The sequence below is a fragment of the Diaphorobacter nitroreducens genome (assembly GCF_002214645.1).
GTDB lineage: Bacteria > Pseudomonadota > Gammaproteobacteria > Burkholderiales > Burkholderiaceae_C > Diaphorobacter > Diaphorobacter nitroreducens.
Window position 1 is genome coordinate 236,893 of the sequence record NZ_CP016278.1, and the last position, 23,705, is coordinate 260,597.

Below are 23,705 nucleotides of genomic sequence, written 5' to 3' on the forward strand. Positions count from 1 at the left end.
GATGTGTCCACCGACAGGATGACGTTCGGAATCGGTGCTTTATATGCTGTGCCTGCTGGGTATGAAACCAGGTTAAGGGGGGCTGCGGATAGTGTCGGAGCCCATATTGCTGCCATCAGGATGACGAGGGCTTTTCGTTGTGGGTATTGGTTAATTCGCATCGCGAGACTCCAGCGTAATTATGGGTAAATATGTGGATAATATTCGCTTGTTACTCTGCAACCTGAAGCGATAGGGTAGATTGCAATACGACTTCGCTGCCGGCTTTATTACCTCGGGCAAAAGCAGTAATTCGATAGACGAATAATTTCTTGCGGGAGGGGGCAAAACGTTCCACATTGGAGCCGGGAGGCATGCCTGCAATTAGGGAAATGTTTGGATCGACGTAGGGCATGATTTCTACCCAATACCAAGCTCCTTTGCCCGCGTTCCTATCGGCAAGGATAGGGTTGGCGGTGGCTTCAGCGCTGGCTCCTGTAAATTGGCCATATCGTGCCCCCACGCCGTCGGCAAGCATGGCGTTCAAAGTGGTGCTGTCGTTCCAAAAATCTTGCGCACCGGCACGTTTCTGGCAAATGCCCTTGTAGCACTTGATCGTTGGCTGCTTTATTTCGATCGTGGATAGCAGGTTTTCGAGGTCTTTGGTTTCAATGTCGAAATAAACTTCAGCGGCGGGCGTATCTGGAACTGGTGGCGTAGCGCTGGGGTCCCCTGGCTGCAAGGCAGGGCGGCAAAGATCGGAGTTGCCCCGTGTCGGAATGCATGCTCCCCCATCAGGGGTAACACCTCGAATATCGAATTCCGCATCTTGCAGCATGGCCTGTGCAGCCTCGAACGCACGGCGGTAATCGGCGTCATTGCCCACGACAATTTCGTTGAACAACGCACTGCGTGCGGCCCAAAGTGCCAACAACATGGACAGCAGAACCAACACGATGACGACATACAAGGCTATACCGCGCTGGCGCTGACGCTGGCCGCGCAGGCTTAAGCGCGATGGAAGGGTAGAAATGGTTTGCATGGCGACAGCTTTCCTAGACCTGCCCTTGGCTTCGAATTTGGTAGACAGTACGGAAAATCATCTTGAGTCGGTTGCCGTAGGCTGTGTCGGCGCCGCTGCAATTCTTGTATGTAGCGTCTGGAGTGGAGACGGGTTCGTTGCCGGTAAGTTCAAGGCATACCTCTATCGCATAGATGTTGGTCCAACTGCTCGGGAGCGGATTTGCAGGTAGATACTTCAGAGTGGTTGTTCCTGGAGCCTGCTCCACGTAGCGAACTTGCATGTCCGTGACATTGCCCATAATGGTTTGCTTGCCGCCACCGCCAGCGCCACTGCATACAAGTTCGTTTTTGGTGGTGTCGCGCTCAAATTGGCTTGTGAGAACAGGGGTGTCCCCCAAGCTGCCGCTGGCACCGAGCGCGGGGTTTTGTCCCAGACAATCGCGCAGCAGCGACGTGTCGGACGCCGCTACGGTAGCTTCGGTGTAGTTCTGGTAGCCCACCGTAAAGCTGAGGGGCGTGGCTGTTCCCGTCAACGTACTGGACGCGCGTACGAATGGAGGCCGCACTCCAGTGGGATCGGGCGCATCGAAGGCGACGGGACTCATGGCGGGATTGGCTCCCGACGCGGGGGAGAGGGCGATGCTGGGATTGAGATTCAACTCCATGCTGCCGGCCTGTCGGATCTGTTGGCCTATCACGCGGAAAGCATAAGCAGCTTGCTGCTGTAGGGACGTCGCCTCTGATACCGTTCCTGTGATACCGCGCGATACCATCAGTGCGCCCAATGCGACGGCCACAACCAGTAGGCCGATGGCTATACCCACCAGTAGTTCGAGCAATGTCACGCCTTGCTGGCTAATAGCAAGACGGATGCGTCTTCTATGCGCGTTAGATAGCACGGTCTTCGAGGGGGCGAAATCGTATTTCATATAGGCACGCTCAATTGGGGCAGTACAAGGTGCCGCCACCTACACCCCATGGTGTGCAGCGCTGGGTGGGCTGGATGTACTGCAGGTGGCAGATGAGCCCTTTGGTTTTGTCCGCGTTATTGGGATCATCTGGGTCAACGCACCGCACTGGGTTGTCATCAGCATCCGTGGCCAGTGTCGGGCTGGTGGTGGTGGCATCAGAGGCGCCTAAGATGCGGTTTCTTATTGCCGTTGTGTCGGCGTCTGAGAAACTCTGGCCGTTTTGGTTGTAGCGGTTTTCGTTCCACGCAATTAAAACGCCCAGTTGACGCGGACCGCCTTTGGGGATGAACGTAATGGCTTTGCCGTTGGGCAATGTTTCGCCCACGCTGGAATGCCATTGTTTGATGTCATAGGTGGCCAGCCGGTCGGGTGCACAGGCCCCGCTTGCGCAGTCGTCGCTGCTCGTGGGCTTTTCTGTGTACTTGCTCAGGTTGCCTAGGGCGTCGGGATTGTTCTGCAGGCGTTCGCCCAGATCCTCAATCAGCCGAATCGCTTGCGCACGCCGCACGCCTCCTTGGGTGTCGGCGAGCGTGCGCATTTGCACTCCCAGAATGCCCAGAATTCCCAGAGCCATGACCACGATCGCGACCAGCGATTCGATCAGGGTGATGCCGCGTTGATGGGCGAATGGGGAGATGGCAGCGTTGTGTGTCATGGTCAGTTGCAGTTGACTTCGCCAGACAGGATGCGGATCCGTCCGCCTGCGTTCAGGCATAAGGTGGTGACGGCGGGGGAACTCACCCCGGTTGCCGCAGGTGAGAGGACAAAGCGCAAGGTGTTATTGCCGTTTGCCATGCCGTAACGGTCGATCTCGATAGAGTTGCCACCGGGATGCCGTGTGACGTTGACATTACCTTCCAACTGCATCTCCCGTAACTTCGGCTCTTGCGGGGTGGAGCTTTTCCAAGTGCCATTGCTGTCCAGGTCTTCAAAGATGATCCAACCGCAACCCCAGTCCTGGGTCGTTCCGGCGTTTTGACAGCCACCAGAGGTGTTGGCCAGCTTTTGTATGGCGACGCGCCCGCCTCGTTTGAGGGCCTCGGAGCGTGCGTAATACAAGGTGGATTGCAATTCCTCCGCTGCTTGGCGTACGCGCCAGCGCTCAATGAGCGGTGTGAAGCTGGGACCAGCCAGCGCGGCCAGTACGCCCAGAATAGCCACGGTGACCAACAACTCGATGGCTGTGAAACCCCGAGCGGAGTGTCTTGGGTGATAGGGCTGAGCAGGCCGTGGGGAGCGAGGGGAGTGCAAGGGTCGCATGCTCAACATGCTATGAATGACACGCTTACTAGGCATCATTTGGATGGATGGGTGGAGCGACGACCCAGACGAACGGTAAGCAGGGACACTAATCGGTGAGCATCTGTATTCACGTTAGGCTCGCCCCATGCCGCTCTGGACTCTGGATCCTTTCCTCCTGGCTTGCGCCCTGCTGCTGGCGCTGGCCATTGACGGCCGCTGGGGCGAGCCCCCTGTTGCCTTTCACCCCGTCGTGTGGATGGGGCGGGCGCTGGGGTGGGCAGGGATGCGCATCGCGCCGCTGCAGGTCACAGGTCGGGATATGCGGTCTTTTTGCGCTGCAACGCTTGTCTGGTGTGCGCTAGCAGCTATCGTTTTAGTAGTATCCGGCGCTTTGCAGTGGGTCGCCATCACGTTGCTTCCCGTCTGGGGTGCAGCGCTCGTAGTGGGATTGCTGCTGAAACCTTTGCTGGCCTGGCGCATGCTGCGCGGGGAAGTGCTGGCGGTGGAAGATGCGCTCGCGCAGTCGCTGGATGCGGGGCGCGAGCGACTGTCCTGGCTGGTCAGCCGTGATGTGCAAGGGCTCGATGCGGCGGCCGTGCGCGAGAGCGCCATTGAATCCCTGGCCGAAAACCTCAGCGACTCCGTGATTGCGCCGCTGTTTTGGTTCGTGCTGCTGGGCCTGCCCGGTGCGGCGCTTTACCGCTTTGCCAATACGGCCGACGCGATGTGGGGATACCCCGGCATGCGCGGCGGGCGCTACTGGCAATGGGCGGGCAAGTGGGCGGCGCGTGCGGACGATGTGCTGTCCTGGCTGCCCGCGCGCATCACGGCGGTGCTGTTGTGGGGTGTGTCGCGTGGCAAAGGCGCCCGCTGGACTGATCTGCGCGCGCAGTCGCGTCTCACGCCGTCGCCCAACGGCGGGTGGCCCATGGGGGCGATGGCGCTGGCGTTGGGGGTGCGCCTGTCCAAACCTGGTGTGTACGTGTTGAACGCCCCCGGGCGTGCGCCCCAGGCCGCGGACACGCAGCGTGCGGTGCATTTGGCATCAAAAACACTGCTAGCGCTTGTGGTGCTTGCGGTAACAGCTCTGTTATTGATAGCTATAGTGCACACCCATGTCTGACCATGCGCCACAGCACGGCGGCCCGGATGCTCTGGGCGTGCCGCTGCATGACTTCTCCACCAACGCCAACGCCTGCGGTCCTTGTCCGCAGGCCATCGCGGCGCTCCGGCAGAGTGACTTCATCCACTACCCCGACCCGGCCTACACCGCGCTGCGCGCGCAGATTGCCACGTTCCACGGCGTGGCGGTGCAGCGCGTGGTGCTCGCCGCCAGCGCCAGCGAGTTCATTCATCGCATCACCGCGCACGCGGCACGCAGCGGCGCGCGCCAGGTCGTTGTGCCCGCGCATGGCTACGGCGACTACACCCGCGCGGCCCAGGTGTGGGGGCTGGACTGCCGCCACACACCTTCTTCTGAGCCGGCGCTGCACTGGGCGTGCGAACCGGCCAGCCCGTTGGGAACGACCGATGCTGCACTGGCGGCGTGGTGCGCCCCGGCCCCTGTCGGCGTGTTGCGCATACTGGACTGCGCCTATGCACCACTGCGCCTGGAGGGAGCCACCACCGTAGCGCCTGATGTCGCCTGGCAGATGTGGACGCCCAACAAGGCGCTGGGCCTGACCGGCGTGCGCGCGGCCTATGCCATTGCGCCGAGTGCCGCGGTCGCCGATGGCAGTGTCGCCGCTGTGCAGGCGCTGGCGGCCTCCTGGCCGGTCGGTGCCGACGGTGTCGCCCTGTTGGCGGCCTGGGTCCGGCCGGATACGCAGGCATGGCTCGCGCAATCGCTGGCGACCCTGCGCGAATGGAAGGCCGCGCAACTGGCGCTGTGCGCGGCCCTGGGCTGGGCCGTTGCGCCGGGCAGTCTCGCCAACTTCTTCACGGCATGTCCGCCGGTGCAGGATGTAGGGACCTTCCTGCAATGGCTGCGCGCGCGTGGCGTCAAGCTGCGCGACTGCACCTCGTTTGGCCTGCCCCGGCATGTGCGCCTGGGCGTGCTGCCACCGCAGTCGCAGCGGGCGCTGGAGGTATCGTGGCGCCTCTACAAGGAATCGCAATGAACAAGACCCGACCCGGGCCGGCGCGCTGCGTCATGGTGCTGGGCACCACCAGCGGCGCGGGCAAGAGCTGGCTGGCCACCGCGCTGTGCCGCTACTACAGCAACCAGGGCCTGAAGGTGGCGCCTTTCAAGGCGCAAAACATGAGCAACAACGCGCGCGTGGTGGCTGCACCGGGCGAGCAGTTCGGCGAGATTGGCAGTGCCCAGTATTTCCAGGCGCTGGCAGCGCGGGCCGTGCCCGACGTGCGCATGAACCCGCTGCTGCTCAAGCCAGAAGCCGACACGAAGAGCCAGGTGGTGCTGCTGGGACAGGTGAGCGATGAGCTTTCGCAGCTGCCATGGCGCGGCCGCAGCCAGCGTGTGTGGCCGCAGATCGCGGCGGCGCTCGACGCACTGCGGGCAGAGAACGACGTGGTGGTCATCGAAGGCGCGGGCTCGCCGGCCGAGATCAATCTGCACGCCAGCGACGTGGTCAACATGCGCGTGGCGCGCCATGCTGAGGCGCGCTGCCTGCTGGTGACGGATATCGACCGCGGCGGCGCCTTTGCCCACCTGTTTGGCACCTGGGCGTTGCTGCCCGAGGAAGAACGCGCGCTCATCGCTGGCTTCGTGCTCAACAAGTTCCGGGGCGACGAGGCACTGCTGGCGCCCGCGCCGCAAATGCTGCAGGACAAGACCGGCGTGCCCGTCGTCGCCACCATTCCGATGCAGTGGAACCATGGCCTGCCCGAGGAGGACGGCGTGTTCGACATGCGCTCCACCGCCGCGGGTGCCGTGCATACGCGCATCGCCGTGGTGGCGTATCCGCGCATCAGCAATCTGGACGAATTCCAGCCGCTCAAGAACGTGCCGGGTGTGCGCCTGTCCTGGGCGCGCAGCCCAGCGGATGTGGAGGGCGCTGACTGGATCGTCCTGCCCGGCAGCAAGGCCACGGCGGCTGACCTGGCCTGGCTGCGCGCACAGGGGTTGGATGCGGCGATTGCCGCGCATGCGGCACGCGGTGGCCGTGTGCTCGGAGTCTGCGGTGGACTGCAGATGCTCGGCGAGGCGTTGATCGACACCGTGGGGGTGGACGGCAATGGCCCCGGCCTGGGCCTGCTGCCGTTGGTGACGAGCTTCGAGGCCACCAAGACCGTGCGGCCCACGCGCCAGTGCTTCGGCGCCGTACAAGGCGCCTGGCGGCATCTCGCCGGCGTGGCTGTGCAAGGCTACGAAATCCACCACGGCCAGACTGCTCAGCACCCGGCCATGGCCGCCAGCGGCGATGTGGCGCGCGAAATCATGCCCGGGTTGGCGTGGCAGAACCCCGGGGGCAATGTGCTGGGCCTGTACCTGCACGGCCTGTTCGAGGACGCAGCCGTGCTGCGGGCACTGTTCGGTGCCGATGCTCCGACGCTGGATGCGGTGTTTGATAGGCTGGCCGCCGGCATCGCACGGCACTTCGAGCCCAGGGCGTTGGATGCCCTCGCTGCGCAGTAAAGGACGATAACTGCGGTTGTTATCATCCCCGTCCTCAGGTGCCCGCTGCCGCAAGGCAAAGGGAGAATCGGGAAGGCGGTTGGAGTCCGCCGCGTGCCCAACGCTGTAAGGAAGATGACCCCCGCTCAATGCCACTGGCCGCCAAGGCCGGGAAGGCGCGGCGGGTCAGATGAATCCAAGCCAGAAGACCGGCCTGAACGTTCATCGCGCTGCAAGGCCAGGCAGCGTGCGACCTATTCACGCACAGGGGACTGCCATGAATACCGCGCAGGCGCAAGCCACGCAAAGCGTTCACGCCTTTACGCAAGAGGCCCGCGACGCCATTTACCGCACCATCTTTTCACGCCGTGATGTGCGCGGGCAGTTTCTGCCCACCCCGGTACCGGACGAGGTGCTCAGCCGCATCCTGACCGCGGCGCACTATGCGCCTTCCGTAGGCTTCATGCAGCCATGGAACTTCCTGTTGGTGCGATCGCAGGACACCAAGCGCCGGGTGCATGATGCCTTCGCCAAGGCCCATGCCGAAGCGACCGGTATGTTCGAGGGCGACAAGCGCGCGGTGTACCAGCATCTCAAGCTCGAGGGCATTCTGGAGTCGCCCATCGGCCTCTGCATCACGTGCGACCGCGAGCGCACCGGTCCGGTGGTGGTAGGGCGTACCCACATGAAAACCATGGACCTGTACAGCAGCGTCTGTGCCGTGCAAAACCTGTGGCTCGCCGCGCGCGCCGAAGGGCTTGGGGTGGGATGGGTGAGCATCTTTCACCAGGCCGACCTGCAGCAGGCGCTGGGTATTCCCAAAGGCATCACCCCCATCGCCTACCTGTGTGTCGGCTACGTCAGCCACTTCCACGCCAAGCCCGAACTGGAAACCGCTGGCTGGCTTCCGCGCCTGCCCGTGGAAGACCTGGTGTACTTCGAGCAATGGGGGCAGCGCGACGACCAGCAGCCGCTCATCGCGCATCTGCGGTGCGACCAGGCTGCGGCGCAGTGCAGTCGCCAGACCGCACCGGCATAAGCCAGCCACAACGCATGGGGCCCGCCCCGCAATACGGCCACCTCTTGATGTGCGCCCCGTGAGTCGGGGCCGCGCTGGACCTTTTTTTGACAATCGAAACACGCCATGATCATCGACCTGCCTTTCGTTGCTGACCTCACCGATCTGCCGCTGACGCAGGCCCTGCAGCACAAGCTGGACAACAAGACCAAGCCACTGGGTGCGTTGGGGCGCCTGGAGCAACTCGCCCTCCGTCTGGGCCAGATCCAAGGTACCGAATCCCCCATGCTGCAGGCGCCGCAGATGCTGGTGTGCGCGGGCGACCATGGCCTGGCGGCCAAGGGCGTATCGGCCTATCCGAGCGACGTGACCTGGCAGATGGTCGAGAACTTTCTGGCAGGCGGCGCAGCCGTGAGCGTGCTGGCGCGCCAGCACGGCCTTCAGCTCACCGTGGCCGACTGCGGCGTGGCGCGCGAAGTACCCGCGCGCGACGTCGTTCCCGGTGCGCCCCGCCTGGTGCACTGCCGCGTGGCGGCGGGGACACAGGACGCGAGCGTCGGCCCTGCGATGACCGAGGCGCAGTGCGCCCAGGCGCTGCGCAACGGCATGGATATCGTGCGCGCCATGCCCGGCAACGCGCTGCTGCTGGGCGAGATGGGCATCGGCAACACGTCCGTGGCGTCGCTGTTGTTGGCGCGTCTGGCAGGCGTGCCGCTGGCCGAGTGCACGGGTGCCGGTACGGGACTGGATGCGGCAGGCATCGCGCGCAAGCAGGCCGTGCTGGAGCAGGCGCTGGCGGCCAACGCCGGTGCTACGCAGCCCTTGGAGGCCCTGGCCGCCCTGGGTGGTTTTGAAGTCGCCACGCTCACCGGCGCCGTGCTGCAGGCCGCCGCCGAGCGTCGTGTGATCGTGGTCGACGGCTTCATCACCTGCGCGGCTGTGCTGGTGGCCGTGCGCCTGGCGCCTGCCGTGCTGCAGCGCTGTGTGATTGCCCATCGCTCCGGCGAACGGGGCCATGGCCACATGCTGCAGGCTTTGCAGGCGCAGCCGCTGCTGGACCTGGGGCTGCGCTTGGGAGAAGGCTCAGGTGCCGCTCTGGCTTGGCCGTTGCTGGAGTCGGCATGCCGCGTGCTGCGCGAGATGGCGAGTTTTCAAGCGGCCGGGGTGGACGGAGCGATGCGCTAAGTGTCTTGCCGACACTTGCCATCTTCAGGATGGGCGCATGAGAAATTCGAAGGGGCTGTGCAACCAGAAGCCGTCCTATCACGCACTGGGTAAATAGTTAAATGCTATCGATCGAATTTGCCAATTGATGAAAAAGTAGTAAGAATCTTCTCTACCAAGTGACCTGTTGAAACCCTGGTAAGGGTGCGTGAAAATCACAGCGCGCGACGCCAGCGGCTACGCGGCAGTGGCCCCCGGGGGCTGCTGATCGATAGGTTGAAGGGGAAGAGAGGCACCTTATGACTTGCATCGATGAACAGCCCGCTCCCGTCCTGATCATTTCCGGCACGCGCCCCGAGATCATCAAGCTGGCACCGGTATATCACGCCCTGCGAGGCGCGCAAAGTGTTCGCCCCGTGTGGCTGCACACCGGCCAGCACAGCGACATGGCCGTGCAGATGCTGGACTGCTTCGATATCCGGCCCGACCATATGCTCGAGCGCCAGGGAAGCACGCTCCTGGATTTCAGCCTCGGGTGCCGCCGCCAACTGGAAGGCGTGATGGGGCAGCAGCCCTGGAGCGCCGTCATCGTGCAGGGCGACACCGAAAGCGCGTTCCAGGGAGCGCTGGCGGGTTTCTCCCATGGCCTGCCGGTGTTGCATGTCGAGGCTGGGCTGCGCACCTACAACCTGCGCCGCCCGTTCCCCGAGGAAGGACTGCGGCAGATGATCAGCCGCATCAGCCGCCTGCACTTCGCGCCCACTTTGCGTGCAGCGCAGGCGCTGGAGCGTGAGGGGATCGCCTCGCGCGACATCCTGGTGACCGGCAATACGGTGGTGGACGCGCAATTGTGGGTGTGCGAGCGCCATCACATCCGCCGTCGTGTGCAAGGTCGCGGCCATATCCTCGTCACCATGCACCGGCGCGAGAACTGGGGGCCTGACATCGACAACGTGTGTGCGGCCATTGCCGACATCGCCCGCGAGTTCCCGTGGATGACCGTGCTGTTCCCGGTGCACCTCAATCCCGTGGTACGCGACCCCGTGCACCGGCACCTGGGCGCGCTGCCCAATGTGCGCCTGACGGCGCCGCTGGACTACCTGGCCATGCAGCAGGCGATCGCCGATGCCTGGCTGCTGCTCACGGACTCGGGTGGTCTGCAGGAAGAGGCGCCGACCTTCAAGGTGCCGCTGCTGGTACTGCGTGAAGAAACCGAGCGGCCGGAGGTCATCGATGCGGGCTGCGCCGCGTTGGTCGGGGCCGACCGCCAGTTGATCGTGCGCTCCGTGCGCCATCTGATGGACGACGGAGAGGCCTACGGCCGCATGCAGGCCGCAGCCAACCCCTTTGGGGATGGCCAGGCGTCCCAGCGCATCGTGGCACGGCTGGAGCAGATGCTGGCGCCCCCCGCGCCCGCGCCCGCACATGCGGCTGCGCCCGCGGTTGCGGCCCTGAGTATCTAGAGGAGCCGCACCATGTCCTGGATAGATGTTTTTACCGCCTATCTCTACCTGCTCAAGATGGTGGCGATCGGGGTGGCTGTCGTCATCTTCATCAGCAGCCTGGATGACCTGTTCATTGATATCGCCTACTGGATCCGCCGCGTCTGGCGCGCCTTCACGGTGTACGCACGCCACGCGCCGCTGAACTACAAGACGCTCTACGACGCCGAGGAGAAGCCGCTGGCCATCATGGTGCCCGCCTGGCAGGAGCACGGCGTGATTGGCCAGATGGCGCAACTGGCCGCCACCACGCTGGACTACGAGAACTACCACATCTTCATCGGCACTTATCCCAACGACCCGCAAACGCATGCCGACGTGGAGCAGGTGCGTGCACGCTTCCCCAACGTGCACACGGTGGTCTGCGCGCGTCCCGGACCGACCAGCAAGGCCGACTGCCTGAACAATGTGGTGGACGCCATCCTGCAGTTCGAGAAGCGTTCTGGCGTGCGCTTTGCCGGCTTCATCCTGCACGATGCCGAGGACGTGCTCTCCAAGTTGGAACTGCGGCTGTTCAACTACCTGGTCAACCGCAAGGACCTCATCCAGCTGCCCGTGTACCCGCTGGAGCGGCCCTGGAACGATTTCACCGGCGGGCACTACCTTGACGAGTTTGCGGAGCTGCACGGCAAGGACATCGTGGTGCGCGAGGCCCTGGTCGGCCAGGTGCCAAGCGCGGGCGTAGGGACGTGCTTCAGCCGTCGCGCCATCATGGCCCTGCTGCAACAGGGCGATGGCATTGCCTTTGACACGCAGAGCCTGACCGAGGACTACGACATCGGCTTTCGCCTCAAGCAGCTGGGCATGCAGGAGGTGTTCGTGCGCTTTCCCGTCGAGGAGGACGATCACATTGGTCGCGCGCCCTCGCCGGAGCGCGTGCCCCTGCGCAGCGAACGCGAGGCCAGCGTCATCTCCGTGCGCGAATTCTTCCCTGACACCGTGGCCGCCGCCGTCCGGCAGAAGTCCCGCTGGATCACGGGCATCGTCATCCAGGGTTTTCGTACGCTGCGCTGGACGCACAGTGCCGTGCTGAACTACTTCCTCTGGCGCGACCGCAAGGGAATCATCACCAATTTCGCCAGCTTCACGGCCACGCTGCTGGCCATGCAGCTGATCGGCATCTGGCTCTACCAGCGACTGGTGCCGGATGCCTACCGGTTCCTCTCGGTCTTCGAAGGCGACTGGTGGTTCCATGCACTGCTCTTGGCCAACCTGGTGCTCATGTTCAACCGCATCGTGCAGCGCGTGTTCTTCGTCACCAGCTACTACGGCGTGGTGCAGGGATTGCTGTCGGTGCCTCGGCTGCTGTGGGGCAACTTCATCAACTTCCTTGCCGCCTGGCGGGCGCTGGCCCAGGCATGGCGCGCCAAGGACCTGCGGCGCATGGCCTGGGTCAAGACGGACCACGAGTTTCCCCTCCTGGGCGAAGGGCCGCGTCAGCATCGCGCACTGGGGCAGATCCTGGTCCACCAAGGCGCCCTGACCGAAGCGCAACTGCTTGATGCGCTGGAGCATCCCATGCGCGGGCTGCGTCTGGGCGCAGCGCTTGTGCACCGTGACGTCATCACGCCCCAGCAGCTGGCTGCGGCGGTTGCCGAGCAGGCCGGCGTGCCATGGGAAACCCTGGGAGGGCAGGCCGTGGACAGCGACCTGGCGGCACTGGTGCCAGCGGCCGTGGCGCTGCGCTATAGCGTCGTGCCGCTGCGCGAGCAGGGGCGGGTCCTGGTGGTGGCCAGCGAGGCGGCGATCGACCCGGTGTCGCTGGCCGCCATCGAGCGCAAGCTGAGACGTACCGTGCGCTACGTCATCGTGCCCAAGGGCGAGGTCACCGTGGAACTGCGGCGCCTGTATGCACACCACGGCACAGAACCCGCACGCGACCTGCTGGCGCAGGCCGTGCAGCAGCAGCGCGTTACCGCCGAAGAGGCGCGGGGCATCTGGGCCCGCTATCTCTCGCGCCAGTTGCTGCTGGGCGACGTGCTTCTGGCCGTGGGCAAGATTGACCAGGCGGTGCTGGGCGCCCTGCTGCTGCAAAAGGAGAAGTCCGATGCCAGCCTGGGCGCCTTCCTCGTGGAGCATGGCGTTCTGACGGAGGCGGCCGTGCAGGAGGCGCTGCAGCTGCAGCAGCAGCTGCAGGTCACCATGGAGCAACTGCTGTGCCGCGCCAATGCGCAGCCCACCGTCCGGGCCATTGCTTGAGAAGGCCGTCATCATGAATTTCGCCCCCCGCATTCTTGCCCTCGCCGTCATGCTGGCCTCCACGGGCGCCCCGGCGCAGACCCTGGACCTGGGCCCCGACATCAGTCCGCTGAAGCGGTTCCAGGTCTATCCCCACATCGACAAGGCCTTCGAGGCGATGGCCCGCGGCGACGGCACGCGCGCGATTGCCGAGCTGGAACATGCCCACCGGCTCGCCCCAGAGAACACCGCGATTGCGCTGCACCTGGCCCAGGCGTACCAGCGCTTTGGCCAGCCCGCGCGTGCCGCGGCGTTGCTGCGGGCCCAGCGGTCACGGCACCCGGGCGATGCGCGCATCGCCCAGGCACTGCGCGAATTGCAGCCCCCACCCGCAACCGTGCAGGAAAGCGCCACGGTCGTCGCGCAGCCCGAGGCAGCACCCGCCGCGCCAGTGCTCGCCGCTGCGCCTTCCGCAACTGCGCCCGAACCTGCGTCGGAACACGGCACGCCTGCGGCGGCTCCGGCCATTGCGGCGCCGCCCGATCAGCTTGCCAAGCCTGCGCCTGCGGTGCGTGCGCAGCGGCGCATGGCGCAGGTGCCACGGCCTCGGCGGGCCGACGGCGCCCCGGGCTATGCCGCTGCCAGCCGTGCCTACGAAGCGGTGGAGCGTGCAGAGTTGCCCGCCGCCCTGGCGTGGGCGCGCGAGGCCGCGCAGGCCGCCCCTGCCAATGCTGACTACCAGCGCCTGCTGACCTACCTGCTGATCGAGAACGGGTTGTACGAGGAGGCACAGACCAAGGCACGGGAGGCGGAACTGACTTTCGCCCCGCAAGGCGATACGCAATGGCAGGCCTTGGGCGACACCGCGCGGCAGCGCCACGCCTATGCGCAGTTCGAAGCCGCATCGCAAGCGCAGCGGCAGGGCCGCGCCAGCGATGCCCTTGCCCATGCGCAGGCGGCAGCGGAACAAGCCCCGGGTGTGCCGGCGTATCGCCTGCAGTGGGTAGGCCTGCTGTTGGCCGCGGGCCGCCATGCGCAGGCGCAGCAGGTGGCCGAGCAGGGCCTGGCCCAGGGCGATGGCGCGGCACTGCAGGTCCTGCGCGGCGCGGCGTTGCAGGCGCAGGGGCAGACGGACGATGCGGCGCGGGTTTTCGACGGTGTGATTGGCAGGCCGGATCTTGCGCCGCACGAGCAGCAGAACTACCGGGTGATCGCCGCCGATGCGGCGCTCGCGGCGCGCCAGCCCGAACGCGCTAAAGCCCTGCTGCAGCCGCTGGCGCAAGGCGGCGCCGTGGATGTGTCGGGGCGAGAGGCTGAGATACGGGCCGCCACGCGCCGGCCGATCTCGGCCGCATCCCTGCAGACGTTCTCCCTGCGCTTGCCGGTTGTCAATTGCTTTGGCAGCGCCCAGGCGCCCGGCTGCGAAGTGTGGCCCGGGCAGGACGCGCCGGACCCTGCGCGTGCCGTGGCGCAGGAGGCGTTCCGCGCCTATACCGAGCGCGACTATGGACTGGCCGCGGCCAAGGCCGAGGAAGCCGCGCGGCTGCAGCCTGCGCATTTGCCGTACCGCCTGTTGCGGCTGCAGGCCTTGGTGGCCGCGGGCCAGGTGGAGCAGGCTCTGCGCGAGGCCGACGACACCCTGCAGTCGCGCGCCGACGGGGCGGAGGTGCTGGCCCTGCGCAGCCGGGTGTACCACGACCTGGGACGGCGCGAGCAGGCCTCTGCCGATGCGCGCGCGGCCTTGCAGGCAGGAGGCCTGTCCCTGTCGAGTGAAATCAACCTGCTGCTGCAGGAAGGCCGACGCGACGAGGCCGTGCAGCAGTTCGCACACGCGATGGCGGGGCCGGATTTTGCGGGCAGCGCAGACCCCGATCTGGCCTACCTCGCTGCCCGGGTGGGCAACGACCGCACCGCGCTGGCCGTGTTCGACCGCGCGCACGCCAACGACGCGCTGCCGGCCGCCGCGTTGCCCGACGGCGCCTACACCGCGAGCCGCCTGGCCGAGAACGACCGCGCCATCTACTACCTGCAGCAGACCATCGATGCGGTGGAAGCCGGACGGCTGGAGCAGACGCCCCGCCAGCAGTTCGCCACCCGGCGCGAGCTGGCGGACCGCACCCGCACCTGGGGCATCAATGCGTTGCTGGGTTACCGGGGCATGTCTCCCGGCTCCATCTCGCCCGTGCCCGGGCTGTACCGGGATGCCGCCCAACTGGTGGGGGAGGCCTATTGGCGCCCGCAGGGCTATCGCGACGGCAGCTTCTGGGAAATCTATGGCGGCGTAGTGCAGACGGTCTACAGCCGCCACGGCGGCACGAGCGGCAGCGACACCACACAAGGCGCGCTGGGCGTGCGCGCCAAGCCTTTGCGCGACCACAACCTCGTGTTGTCCGCCGAGCGGCGCATCCGCATCGGCTCGTTGTCCTTCAGCGACTGGCTGCTGCGCGCCGGTTATTCCTACGGCGTGGGCACCGACCTGCGCGTGGACGTTCCGGACTGGTTCACGTTCAACGTCTATGCCGAGGCGGGGCGGTTCCTGCAGCGCAAGCAGGACTACGTGACCTTCGAGGCGCAGGCCGGGCGCAGCTTCCGCATGGGGGATGCGGACTCGCGCCTGGTGCTGTTCCCGCACGCAGTGGTGGGTGTGGACTACAACTCCGCACGCACGGCCGCGGGCTACAACGGCGCTGCGGGCGCGGGCGTGGGCATTGCGCTGCGCCGCTGGTTCCGCGAGGACCGCTACAACGCGCCGCGTTCGTACCTGGACCTGTCGCTGCAGTACCGCGCGCGCCTTGCGGGCGACGAGCGGGGCAAGGGCGTGTTCCTGCGCGCTGCGCTGGTCTTCTGACGTCAGCGACCGATAGTTTTTATTTTGCTTCAATAAATATAGCTAGGAGCGCTTGATTCAAAACGGTTTCAAGGTGTTTTATGCATGAAACCTTTGATGGAAGAGCGCGAGCTGCTATTCGTTTTGTTCAACCTTGGCTGCCGCGGGAGGAGACCATGAACCGACTGTTGCGATACACCCTTGTGGTACTGGGCGCCCTCGCGCTGCACGCGTGTGGTGGCGGGAGTGATCCGTTCTACAGCGCGCCGAGCGTGCCGCTCTCGCCGTTTGGCACCAACGACCCCGTCCGGCGCGACCCCATTGCCGCGATGCCGGCGCCCGTGCGCGCGCAGCCGGCCGGGCCGCGCGTGCTGGTGCTCTACGACCAGCCGCCTGGCAGCCCCTTCGCCAAGATGGGGGTGGGCTACGCGATCATGCTGCAGAACCTGCTGGGACATTTCGATGCGGCGGTGGACATGCGCCCCGTGGAGCAATACGCGGCGCAAAGCCTGGCGGGCTACCAGGCTACGTTCTACATCGGCTGGGCCGAAAGCGACAGCATTCCCGCAGCGTTCTTGCAGGACGTGGCCGCGGCCAGCCAGCGCGTGATCTGGCTGGGTCGCAACCTGCAGCAACTGGCGGATGAGCAGGGCGCGGCATTCGTGAGCCAGCGCGGCTTTCAGCCCGTGGGGCCGCGCACGAAGGACAACGCACCGGCCGGCGTGGAGCCGAGCTTTTTCAGCGATGTCTACTACCGCAAGCACCCGGGCCTGTTGTTCCAGAAGGCAGTCAAGACGATCAACGGGGAGCCTGCCGCCGCGTGGGACATGTTCATGACCCAGGTGACCGACGGCGCCAAGGCGCTCGTGCATGCGGACATCATCAACCCGGCATCGAACGAGCAGGGACCCTATGTGCTGCAGTCGGGCAATTTCTGGTTCGTGGCCGATACGCCCTTCGATTACGCGGGTCCGCGCGACCGGTACGTGATCTTCTCGGACTTGCTGCACGACATGCTGGGCATCGACCATGCCGAGAACCACCAGGCGATGATGCGTTTCGAGGATGCGGATGCGAAGGTGAACCCGGTCGCCTTCAAGCGGGTGGTGGACCTGGCGTTTGAGCGCAAGGTGCCTTTCTCGGTGGGGGTGGTACCGCACTACAAGGACCCGCTGGGCGCCCAAAGCGCGGGCGTGCCCACCGACATTCCCATGGCGAACGCCCTCAACCTGCGGCTGGCGCTGGACTACGCGCTGGCACGTGGCGGCGAGATCCTGCAGCACGGCACCACGCACCAGACCGAGGGCATGATCAACAACGCATCGGGTGCCACGGGCATCGACTACGAGTTCTGGGACACCGTCAACGACCGCCCGCTGCCCGGTGATTCCGTGGACTGGGCGAAGAACCGCATCAACAACGGCCTACGCCAGATGCTGGACCTGGGCTATATGCCCGTGGCGTGGGAGACGCCGCACTACGTGGGCTCGCCGTCCACCCTGCAGGCCGTCGCGCAGATCTACGAGATGGGCTACCAGCGGCACACGTACTACACGTCCGACCAGCCCGACCTCAAGGCCGGGGACTACATGGTGGACCAGTTCTTCCCCTTCGTCATCGAGCGCGACCGCTACGGCCTGCGCGTGCTGCCGGAGAACCTGGGCAACCTGCAGTATTTCGAGTTCGGGGCGGATGAGGAGCTGACATCCAAGGAGGTGCTGGAAAACGCGCGCTACCAGAAGGTCGTGCGTGACGGCTTTGCCTCGTTCTTCTTCCACCCCTTCCTGGCGGTTGAGTCCCAGGCGCAGAAGTATGACGGGCGCGGTTATACGCACCTGAAGGAAATCGTGGATGGCCTGACGGCCATGGGCTACACGTGGACCTCACCCAGCCGCCAACGCAAGCCCTGACCCTGACACGGCGCGCGGCCATGGCGGCCATGCTGCCGTGCGCGGTGTCTTGGCCGCCGTCGTCCGGCGCGCCATTGCGCCACCTCGGCGGCATGGTGTGGCAGCCCAGCCTGCGCACGCTGCGCCCCCAGGGCAACTGGGCGCAACTGGGCGTTCGCCGCCTGTTGGTGCAATGGACGGCGGTGGATTCACTGGCTTTTGTGCCGGGCACCGGCCTGCCTCCGATCGCGGCTGAGCTACCCGACTGGGAGCGCATCGCCGCCGAGCCCTGGGCCCAGGAGGTGATCGTGGGCCTGGCGGCCATGCATGGCGAGGCGCAGGCACGTGCCTCGGTGGCGCTGCTGGTGGAGCAGGCGCACGCCCTGGTGCCCATCGTGCAGCGGCTCCCGCTGAAGCTGGGTGGCTGGTATTTCCCCCTGGAGGTGGATCCCACCTGGCTGCCGGGGCCAGAGTGGTCCCAGGGCCTGGCGCAGTTGCCACACCCGCTGTGGATCAGCGCCTATGACAGCGCCAACCTCGGCCCGCACGCGCTGGCGGACTGGATCGAGCGCTGGCTGCCGGCCGATGTAGGGGTGTTCTTCCAGGACGGCGTGGGTGTGCATGCGCGCAGTCCGGAGGTTGCGCTGAAGTACTTGCAGGTGCTGACCTACCGCCTGGGTCAGGCGCGCGTGCAGATGATTGCCGAGGCTTTTCGCCCCGCGCCAGAAGGCGGGTTCCGCAGCGCCACGGCGGCGGAGTTCCTGCCGCAGATCGATGCCTACAAGGGGTGGGAGGTGCTGGCCTTCGACGGCCCGCACTACCTGGGAGAGCCGCTGGTGGCTGAGCTGGTGGCGCAGGGCGTGCGCTGATGCCGGCGGCTGCCGCGGCAGCACCCCGCAAGGTTGATCAACACGCGTTGAACGGCGCCGGCGTCTTCGGCTCGTAGTCGCACCAGGGTGCGACCACGCATTCCCAGCAGCGCGGTTTGCGTGCCTGGCACACGTAGCGGCCCAGCAGAATCAACCAGTGGTGGGCGTCCACCAGATACCGCGGTGGCACGCGCTGCAGCAGCTGCATCTCCACGGCCAACGGGTTCTTGCCGGGCGCCAGGCCGGTGCGGTTGCCCACGCGGAAGATGTGCGTGTCCACCGCCATGGTGGGCTGGCCGAACGCCACGTTCAGCACCACGTTGGCGGTCTTGCGGCCCACGCCGGGCAGGGCTTCCAGCGCCTCGCGCGTGCGCGGCACCTGGCCGCCGTGCTGCTCCACCAGGATGCGGCAGGTCTGCATCAGGTTCTTCGCCTTGGTGCGGTACAGGCCGATGGTCTTGATGTAACCCTCCAGGCCTTCCAGGCCCAGCTCCAGAACGGCCTGCGGTGTATTGGCGACCGGAAACAGCCGGCGCGTGGCCTTGTTCACACCCACGTCGGTGGCCTGCGCCGACAGCAGCACGGCGGCCAGCAGCTCGAACACGTTGGTGTATTCCAGCTCGGTGTTGGGCTGCGGGTTGGCGGCCTGCAGCGCAGCGAAGAAGGGCTCGATGTCCTGGGGCTTCATGGGCGGCGATTGTCGCCGGCTGTGGGGCGCGCCGCAGGAAAGCTGCGCGGCAATTGGCGACAATGGGGGCTACCGTCTTTCACCCATCCACCCGATTGCCGTCCATGCCGCTTGCCTTTGCCGACCGCCTGAATAACGTTGAAACCTCCGCCATCCGCGAACTGTTCAAGCTGCTGGGCAAGCCCGGCATCATCAGTTTTGCGGGCGGCTTCCCGGACAGCGCCATGTTCGACGTGGCCGGCATCCGCGCCGCCAGCGAGCGCGTGCTGGCCGAGGAGCCCGGCGCCGCGCTGCAGTACGGCGCCACCGAGGGCTACCAGCCGCTGCGCGAGCAACTGGCCACCTTCATGCAAGGCAAGGGCGTGGCGGGGCTGGCGCCCGAGCAGCTCATCGTCACCACGGGCAGCCAGCAGGCGCTGGACCTGCTCGGCAAGACCATGATCGACCCCGGTGACAAGGTGATCGTCGAGGGCCCCACCTTTCTTGCGACCATCCAGTGCTTTCGCCTCTATGGCGCCGAGGTGATCAGCGCGCCCGTGGACGGCGAGGGCGTGCAGCCCGATGCGCTGGAGCGGCTGATCGTCGAGCACCGCCCCAAGCTCGTCTACCTGATTCCTACCTTTGGCAACCCCAGCGGCGCCACCTTGAGCCTGGAGCGCCGCAAGCGCGTGCTGGAGCTGGCCGCGCGGCATCAGGTACTGGTGGTGGAGGACGACCCCTATGGCGACCTGTACTTCGGCGAGGCGCCGCCGGCCAGCCTGCTGGCGCTCTCGGCCCAGGTGCCGGGCAGTCGCGAGTGGCTAGCGCACTGCGGCAGCCTGAGCAAGGTGCTGTCCCCCGGCCTGCGCGTGGGCTGGCTGATCGCGCCGCCCGAGCTGTTGGCGCGCGCCGTGATGTGCAAGCAGTTCAGCGATGCGCATACCAGCACCTTTGCCCAGGCCACGGCCGCGCAGTACCTCAAGAGCGGCGCCATGCCCGCGACGCTGGCCCATGTGCGCACCGTGTATGCCGAGCGCGCGCAGGCCATGGGCGATGCGCTGCGTGCGGAACTGGGCGACGCGGTGGAGTTCGTGCAGCCGCGCGGCGGCCTGTTCCTGTGGGTGCGCCTGACAGGGGCGCGCGGGCAGGAGCGTGATGCCGGCGCATTGGCCAAGCGCGCGATCGACAAGGGCGTGGCCTTCGTGCCCGGCACGCCGTTTTTCAGCCAGAACCCCGATGCGGCCACGCTGCGCCTGTCGTTCGCCACGGCCGATGTGGCCAAGATCCGCGAAGGCGTGGCGCGCCTCGGGCAGGCGCTCAAGGGTTGATGGCGATGGTGGACGCACGCACGCAGGAGCGGGTGGAGGCGCTGGAGGTCAAGGCCGCCTTTACCGAAGACCTGCTGGACCAGCTCAACCTGACCATCTACCGCCAGCAGCAACAGATCGACGAGTTGGCGCGCACCGTGGCGCAGTTGCGCCAGCAGGTGCCCGAGGGGGGCGGCGCCACCGTGCGCAGCCTGCGCGACGAACTGCCGCCGCATTACTGAGGTTTACGTCAAATTGGCCGCTAGCGCCCGTCCATCAAGCGCTAGCAGCTCTTATTTCAATAGCGAAGGCTGCCCCATGCAATACCGTTTTCTTGGCAAGAGCCAGCTCCAGGTGTCCACGCTGTGCCTGGGCACGATGATGTTCGGCGACCAGACGGATAAGGCCGAGGCCGCTTCCATCGTGGCCCACGCGCGTGCGCATGGCGTGAACTACATGGACACGGCCGACGTGTACACCAAGGGCGCGTCGGAGCGCATGCTGGGCACGCTGCTGCAGGGCCAGCGCCACGACTGGGTGCTGGCCACCAAGCTGGGCAACAAGATGTCCGAGCGGCCCAACGAGGGCCGCTACTCGCGCGCCTGGATGCTGCGCGAGGTGGAAGCCAGCCTGACGCGGCTGCAGACGGACCATGTGGACATCCTCTACCTGCACCGCGACTACGAGGGCATGGACCTGGAGGAGCCGCTGTTCGCCATCGATGCGCTGCTGCGCGCGGGCAAGATCCGCTACTGGGGCGTGTCCAATTTCCGCGGCTGGCGTATTGCCGAGCTGGTGCACGGTGCGCGCCGCATCGGCATGCCCGGCCCCGTGGTGTGCCAGCCGTACTACAACCTGCTCAACCGCATGCCCGAGGTGGAGATCCTGCCGGCCTGCCAGCATTACGGGCTGGGCGTGACGCCCTACAGCCCTGTGGCGCGCGGTGTGTTGACCGGCAAGTACCTGCCAGGCCAGGCACCCCAGCAAGGCACACGTGCCGGGCGCGGCGACCGCCGCATGGGCGAGACCGAGTTCCGCGAGGAGTCGCTCCAGATCGCCCAGCAGCTCAAGCTGCATGCCGAGGCCCGGGGCATCACGCTTGCGCAGTTCGCCACGGCCTGGGTGCTTGCGCACCGCGGCGTCAGCTCCGTCATCGCCGGGCCGCGCACGCTGGCGCAGTGGCAGGACTACCTGCCGGCGCTCGACTATGGAGTCACGCCCGAGGACGAGGCGCTCATCGACAGCCTGGTGGCCCCAGGCCATCCGTCGACGCCGGGCTTCACCGACCCGGCCTATCCGCTGCAGGCGCGCCGCGCCTGACGCCCGAGGACCGGAGCCATGTATCCCTACGTCTTTGCATTGCACCTGCTGGCCGCCACCGTCTGGACCGGCGGCCATCTGGTGCTGGCATTCACCGTGTTGCCGCGCGCGCTGCGCCAGCGGTCGCCCCAGGCGCTGCTGGACTTCGAGCAGGGCTACGAACACGTGGGCATGCCCGCGCTGCTCATTCAGGTTGCCACCGGGCTGTGGATGGCCTTGCAACTCGTGCCCGACTGGGGGCAGTGGTTCAGCCCTGATGCGCCACTGGAACGCGCCGTGTCGCTCAAGCTCGCGCTGCTGGCCGCCACGCTGTTGGTGGCCGCCCATGCGCGGTTGCGCGTCATTCCCACGCTGAGCGCACGCACGCTGCCGCTGATGGCGTGGCACGTGGCGGCCGTCACGCTGCTGTCGGTGGGCTTCGTGCTCACGGGCATCGCGTTCCGCTACGGCGGACTGGGAATGTGATGGAAGGGGCGGGCCCTGCGGTGCCGGGCTGCGATGCGCGGCGCCTGCAGTTGCTGCTGACGCGCGAGATGCCGTTTGGCAAACACCGTGGCACGGTGATCGCCGATCTGCCCGCCAACTACCTGCATTGGTTCGCCCGCGAGGGGTTTCCGCGCGGCGAGATCGGCCAGCTTCTCGCGCTGATGTACGAGCTGGACCATAACGGCTTGCGCGATCTGCTGGCCCCGCTGCGCGCTGCGCCAGGGCGGTGAGCGGCGGTCGCGGGCCGCTTTCACGCTGTTCACGCGAGGGCGCGGAGCGCCGCCATGCGGGCCCCGTCCGCGCCTAGCGGCTCACGCCCGTTGGCGCGCGCCGCTGAAGGGCATCAGCCGCCGCTGCACGAACATGCCGAGCCGCTGCCGCAGCCTTGCGAGGCGCCGGCCTCGAACTGCGGGAACAGCACGTTGTTCTCCAGGTGGATGTGGTTCACCAGGTCGTCGCTGAGCTGCGCGAGGCCCGCATACAGCGCGCGCCAGGTGTTGCAGGCGCCCATGGGCGGGGTGATGTCGTTGGTCAGGCGCGCGATCTGCTCCAGTGCCTCGCCGTGGTCCACGTGCTCGCTGCGCATCATGCCGATGGGCTGGGTCACGAAGGCGTTGCCGCCGCTGCGCAGCATGGGGAACAGGATGGCTTCCTCCTTGTGCATGTGGGTCAGCAGCTCCTGCTGCATCTCTTCCAGCGCGTCGGCCAGGCCGTGCGGGGTGTTGGGGTTGTCGCGGTGCACGGCTTCCACGCGGCGCGCCATGCGCACCAGTTCGGGCAACTGGGCGCGGTGCACCTCGTGGTAGCGCGCGACGATGTGGTCGATCAGTTCCGTGGGTGTGCCCGCGTCGGGCAGTTCGTTGGGGCGTTGCAGGGCGGAAAGCTCATCCACCACGGCCTGCAGGTCCAGGCCTTTGTCCGCGGCCGCCTGCTCCAGCGGCACTTGGCCGCCGCAGCAGAAGTCCAGCTTCAGGCGGCGGAACACGGCGGTCGCGCCAGGCAGTTCAACGGCAATCTGGCCGATGGCCTGACGGGGGTCGAGGGAGGGAGAGGTGGCGGTATTCATGGGACTTCCTTAAAGGTTCACTTGTGATGAATATTTTATTCATTAAAATCCACATAGAGTGAATCTTTGTGTGAACCCTTGGTGCAACCATGCGACTGACCCAGTGGACCGACTACACGCTGCGCGTGCTTATGTACTGCGCCGCCTGCCAGGAGCGCGAGCAGCCCGTGACCATCAGCGAGGTGGCCGAGGCACACGGCATCTCGCGCAGCCATCTCACGAAGATCGTGCAGCAACTCGCGGCCCAGGGGCTGCTGGACACCACGCGCGGGCGTGGCGGCGGCATGCGCCTGATGAAGCCGGCCAGTGAGATCAACCTGGGCCAGATCGTGCGCATGACGGAGACCGACTTCGACATGGTCGAGTGCTTCAATGCCGAGCTGAACCAATGCCGCATGAGCAGCCACTGCCGTCTGCAAGCCGTGCTGTCCGACGCCACGCGGGCCTACCTTGCAGTGCTGGACAGCTTCACGGTGGCCGATCTGGTCACCCCGTCCATCGCTGCGCAGCGGCAGGGCGGGGCGGCGCTGGTGCAGTCCATGCGCTGGGTGCCAGGGCTGCCCATCACCCGCCCCGAAACATTGGCGTAAAAACGGGCTCCAGCGCTTTACCTGCAAGCG

The 23,705-nt window shown here is 66.2% G+C and carries 22 protein-coding genes and 1 riboswitch; of the genes, 16 read left to right on the forward strand and 6 right to left on the reverse strand.

Translation table 11 applies throughout. The features are described 5' to 3' along the window. Window positions 1–211: 211 nt before the first annotated feature. The 4 genes from BA022_RS01090 to BA022_RS01100 are packed head-to-tail and all read right to left on the reverse strand — an operon-like array spanning window position 212 to window position 3,146. The gene (locus BA022_RS01090) at window positions 212–1,021 is read right to left on the reverse strand and encodes a pilus assembly PilX family protein (protein WP_088886296.1); all 810 of its coding nucleotides are present in this window, start codon (window positions 1,019–1,021) and stop codon (window positions 212–214) included. A gap of 13 nt (window positions 1,022–1,034) precedes the next feature. Next, a complete protein-coding gene (locus BA022_RS19015; protein WP_148665117.1) occupies window positions 1,035–1,931 on the reverse strand; it encodes a PilW family protein in 897 nt (298 codons plus the stop codon). 10 nt (window positions 1,932–1,941) lie between these two features. Then, window positions 1,942–2,628, reverse strand: a complete 687-nt coding sequence (gene pilV, locus BA022_RS01095; RefSeq protein ID WP_088886297.1) for a type IV pilus modification protein PilV — start codon at window positions 2,626–2,628, stop codon at window positions 1,942–1,944. Window positions 2,629–2,630: 2 nt separating this feature from the next. Further along, entirely contained in the window at window positions 2,631–3,146 is a 516-nt protein-coding gene (locus tag BA022_RS01100) for a GspH/FimT family pseudopilin (RefSeq protein WP_236884906.1), read from the reverse strand. A gap of 214 nt (window positions 3,147–3,360) precedes the next feature. Between BA022_RS01100 and cbiB the strand changes: the two genes are divergently transcribed. The 10 genes from cbiB to BA022_RS01150 all read left to right on the forward strand — a co-directional run bounded on the left by cbiB (window position 3,361) and on the right by BA022_RS01150 (window position 18,239). Next, a complete protein-coding gene (cbiB, locus tag BA022_RS01105) occupies window positions 3,361–4,338 on the forward strand; it encodes an adenosylcobinamide-phosphate synthase CbiB (protein ID WP_088886298.1) in 978 nt (325 codons plus the stop codon). Continuing rightward, a complete protein-coding gene (locus BA022_RS01110; RefSeq protein ID WP_088886299.1) occupies window positions 4,331–5,335 on the forward strand; it encodes an aminotransferase class I/II-fold pyridoxal phosphate-dependent enzyme in 1,005 nt (334 codons plus the stop codon). The genes cbiB and BA022_RS01110 overlap by 8 nt, the downstream gene beginning before the upstream one ends. Then, window positions 5,332–6,813, forward strand: coding sequence for a cobyric acid synthase (locus BA022_RS01115; protein WP_088886300.1), 1,482 nt, complete (start codon window positions 5,332–5,334; stop codon window positions 6,811–6,813). Before BA022_RS01110 ends, BA022_RS01115 begins: the two co-directional genes overlap by 4 nt. 19 nt (window positions 6,814–6,832) lie before the next feature. Continuing rightward, a riboswitch (cobalamin riboswitch) is annotated at window positions 6,833–7,024 on the forward strand. Window positions 7,025–7,069: 45 nt separating this feature from the next. Next, window positions 7,070–7,831, forward strand: coding sequence for a 5,6-dimethylbenzimidazole synthase (gene bluB, locus BA022_RS01120; RefSeq protein WP_088886301.1), 762 nt, complete (start codon window positions 7,070–7,072; stop codon window positions 7,829–7,831). A gap of 105 nt (window positions 7,832–7,936) precedes the next feature. After that, complete coding sequence (gene cobT / locus BA022_RS01125; protein WP_088886302.1) at window positions 7,937–8,995, forward strand: nicotinate-nucleotide--dimethylbenzimidazole phosphoribosyltransferase; 1,059 nt, start codon at window positions 7,937–7,939, stop codon at window positions 8,993–8,995. A 278-nt stretch (window positions 8,996–9,273) separates the two neighbouring features. Next, window positions 9,274–10,437, forward strand: a complete 1,164-nt coding sequence (gene wecB / locus BA022_RS01130; protein WP_088886303.1) for a non-hydrolyzing UDP-N-acetylglucosamine 2-epimerase — start codon at window positions 9,274–9,276, stop codon at window positions 10,435–10,437. A gap of 12 nt (window positions 10,438–10,449) precedes the next feature. Further along, window positions 10,450–12,675, forward strand: coding sequence for a cyclic di-3',5'-guanylate-activated glycosyltransferase NfrB (nfrB, locus tag BA022_RS01135; RefSeq protein WP_088886304.1), 2,226 nt, complete (start codon window positions 10,450–10,452; stop codon window positions 12,673–12,675). Between the two features lie 13 nt (window positions 12,676–12,688). Beyond that, complete coding sequence (locus BA022_RS01140) at window positions 12,689–15,502, forward strand: NfrA family protein (RefSeq protein ID WP_088886305.1); 2,814 nt, start codon at window positions 12,689–12,691, stop codon at window positions 15,500–15,502. Between the two features lie 155 nt (window positions 15,503–15,657). Next, the gene (locus BA022_RS01145; protein WP_088886306.1) at window positions 15,658–17,391 is read left to right on the forward strand and encodes a DUF2334 domain-containing protein; all 1,734 of its coding nucleotides are present in this window, start codon (window positions 15,658–15,660) and stop codon (window positions 17,389–17,391) included. Then, entirely contained in the window at window positions 17,358–18,239 is an 882-nt protein-coding gene (locus BA022_RS01150) for an alpha-amylase family protein (RefSeq protein WP_418236105.1), read from the forward strand. The genes BA022_RS01145 and BA022_RS01150 overlap by 34 nt, the downstream gene beginning before the upstream one ends. Before the next feature lie 37 nt (window positions 18,240–18,276). Here BA022_RS01150 and nth read toward each other — a convergent pair whose 3' ends face one another. Further along, the gene (nth, locus tag BA022_RS01155) at window positions 18,277–18,927 is read right to left on the reverse strand and encodes an endonuclease III (protein WP_088886307.1); all 651 of its coding nucleotides are present in this window, start codon (window positions 18,925–18,927) and stop codon (window positions 18,277–18,279) included. 104 nt (window positions 18,928–19,031) lie between these two features. Here nth and BA022_RS01160 point away from each other — a divergent pair, with 104 nt between their 5' ends. The 5 genes from BA022_RS01160 (at window position 19,032) to BA022_RS01180 (ending at window position 22,249) form a co-directional block, all read left to right on the forward strand. Then, on the forward strand, window positions 19,032–20,234 hold the full coding sequence (locus BA022_RS01160; protein ID WP_041836073.1) for an aminotransferase-like domain-containing protein: 1,203 nt from the start codon (window positions 19,032–19,034) through the stop codon (window positions 20,232–20,234). Window positions 20,235–20,239: 5 nt separating this feature from the next. Beyond that, window positions 20,240–20,455: a SlyX family protein gene (locus BA022_RS01165; RefSeq protein ID WP_011806292.1), complete on the forward strand. Its 216-nt coding sequence runs from the start codon at window positions 20,240–20,242 to the stop codon at window positions 20,453–20,455. A 76-nt stretch (window positions 20,456–20,531) separates the two neighbouring features. Further along, entirely contained in the window at window positions 20,532–21,533 is a 1,002-nt protein-coding gene (locus BA022_RS01170; RefSeq protein WP_015913887.1) for an aldo/keto reductase, read from the forward strand. 18 nt (window positions 21,534–21,551) lie between these two features. Next, window positions 21,552–21,998, forward strand: a complete 447-nt coding sequence (locus tag BA022_RS01175; RefSeq protein ID WP_011806290.1) for a CopD family protein — start codon at window positions 21,552–21,554, stop codon at window positions 21,996–21,998. After that, window positions 21,998–22,249: a DUF3820 family protein gene (locus BA022_RS01180; protein WP_015913885.1), complete on the forward strand. Its 252-nt coding sequence runs from the start codon at window positions 21,998–22,000 to the stop codon at window positions 22,247–22,249. The genes BA022_RS01175 and BA022_RS01180 overlap by 1 nt, the downstream gene beginning before the upstream one ends. 113 nt (window positions 22,250–22,362) lie before the next feature. On the opposite strand, the gene ytfE is transcribed toward BA022_RS01180, so the two are convergent. Beyond that, window positions 22,363–23,085 (reverse strand): iron-sulfur cluster repair protein YtfE, encoded by a 723-nt coding sequence (gene ytfE / locus BA022_RS01185; RefSeq protein WP_015913884.1) that lies wholly within the window; start codon window positions 23,083–23,085, stop codon window positions 22,363–22,365. A gap of 89 nt (window positions 23,086–23,174) precedes the next feature. On the opposite strand from ytfE, the gene BA022_RS01190 reads away from it, so the two are divergent. Further along, window positions 23,175–23,675 (forward strand): RrF2 family transcriptional regulator, encoded by a 501-nt coding sequence (locus tag BA022_RS01190; protein WP_011806287.1) that lies wholly within the window; start codon window positions 23,175–23,177, stop codon window positions 23,673–23,675. Window positions 23,676–23,705 lie beyond the last annotated feature (30 nt).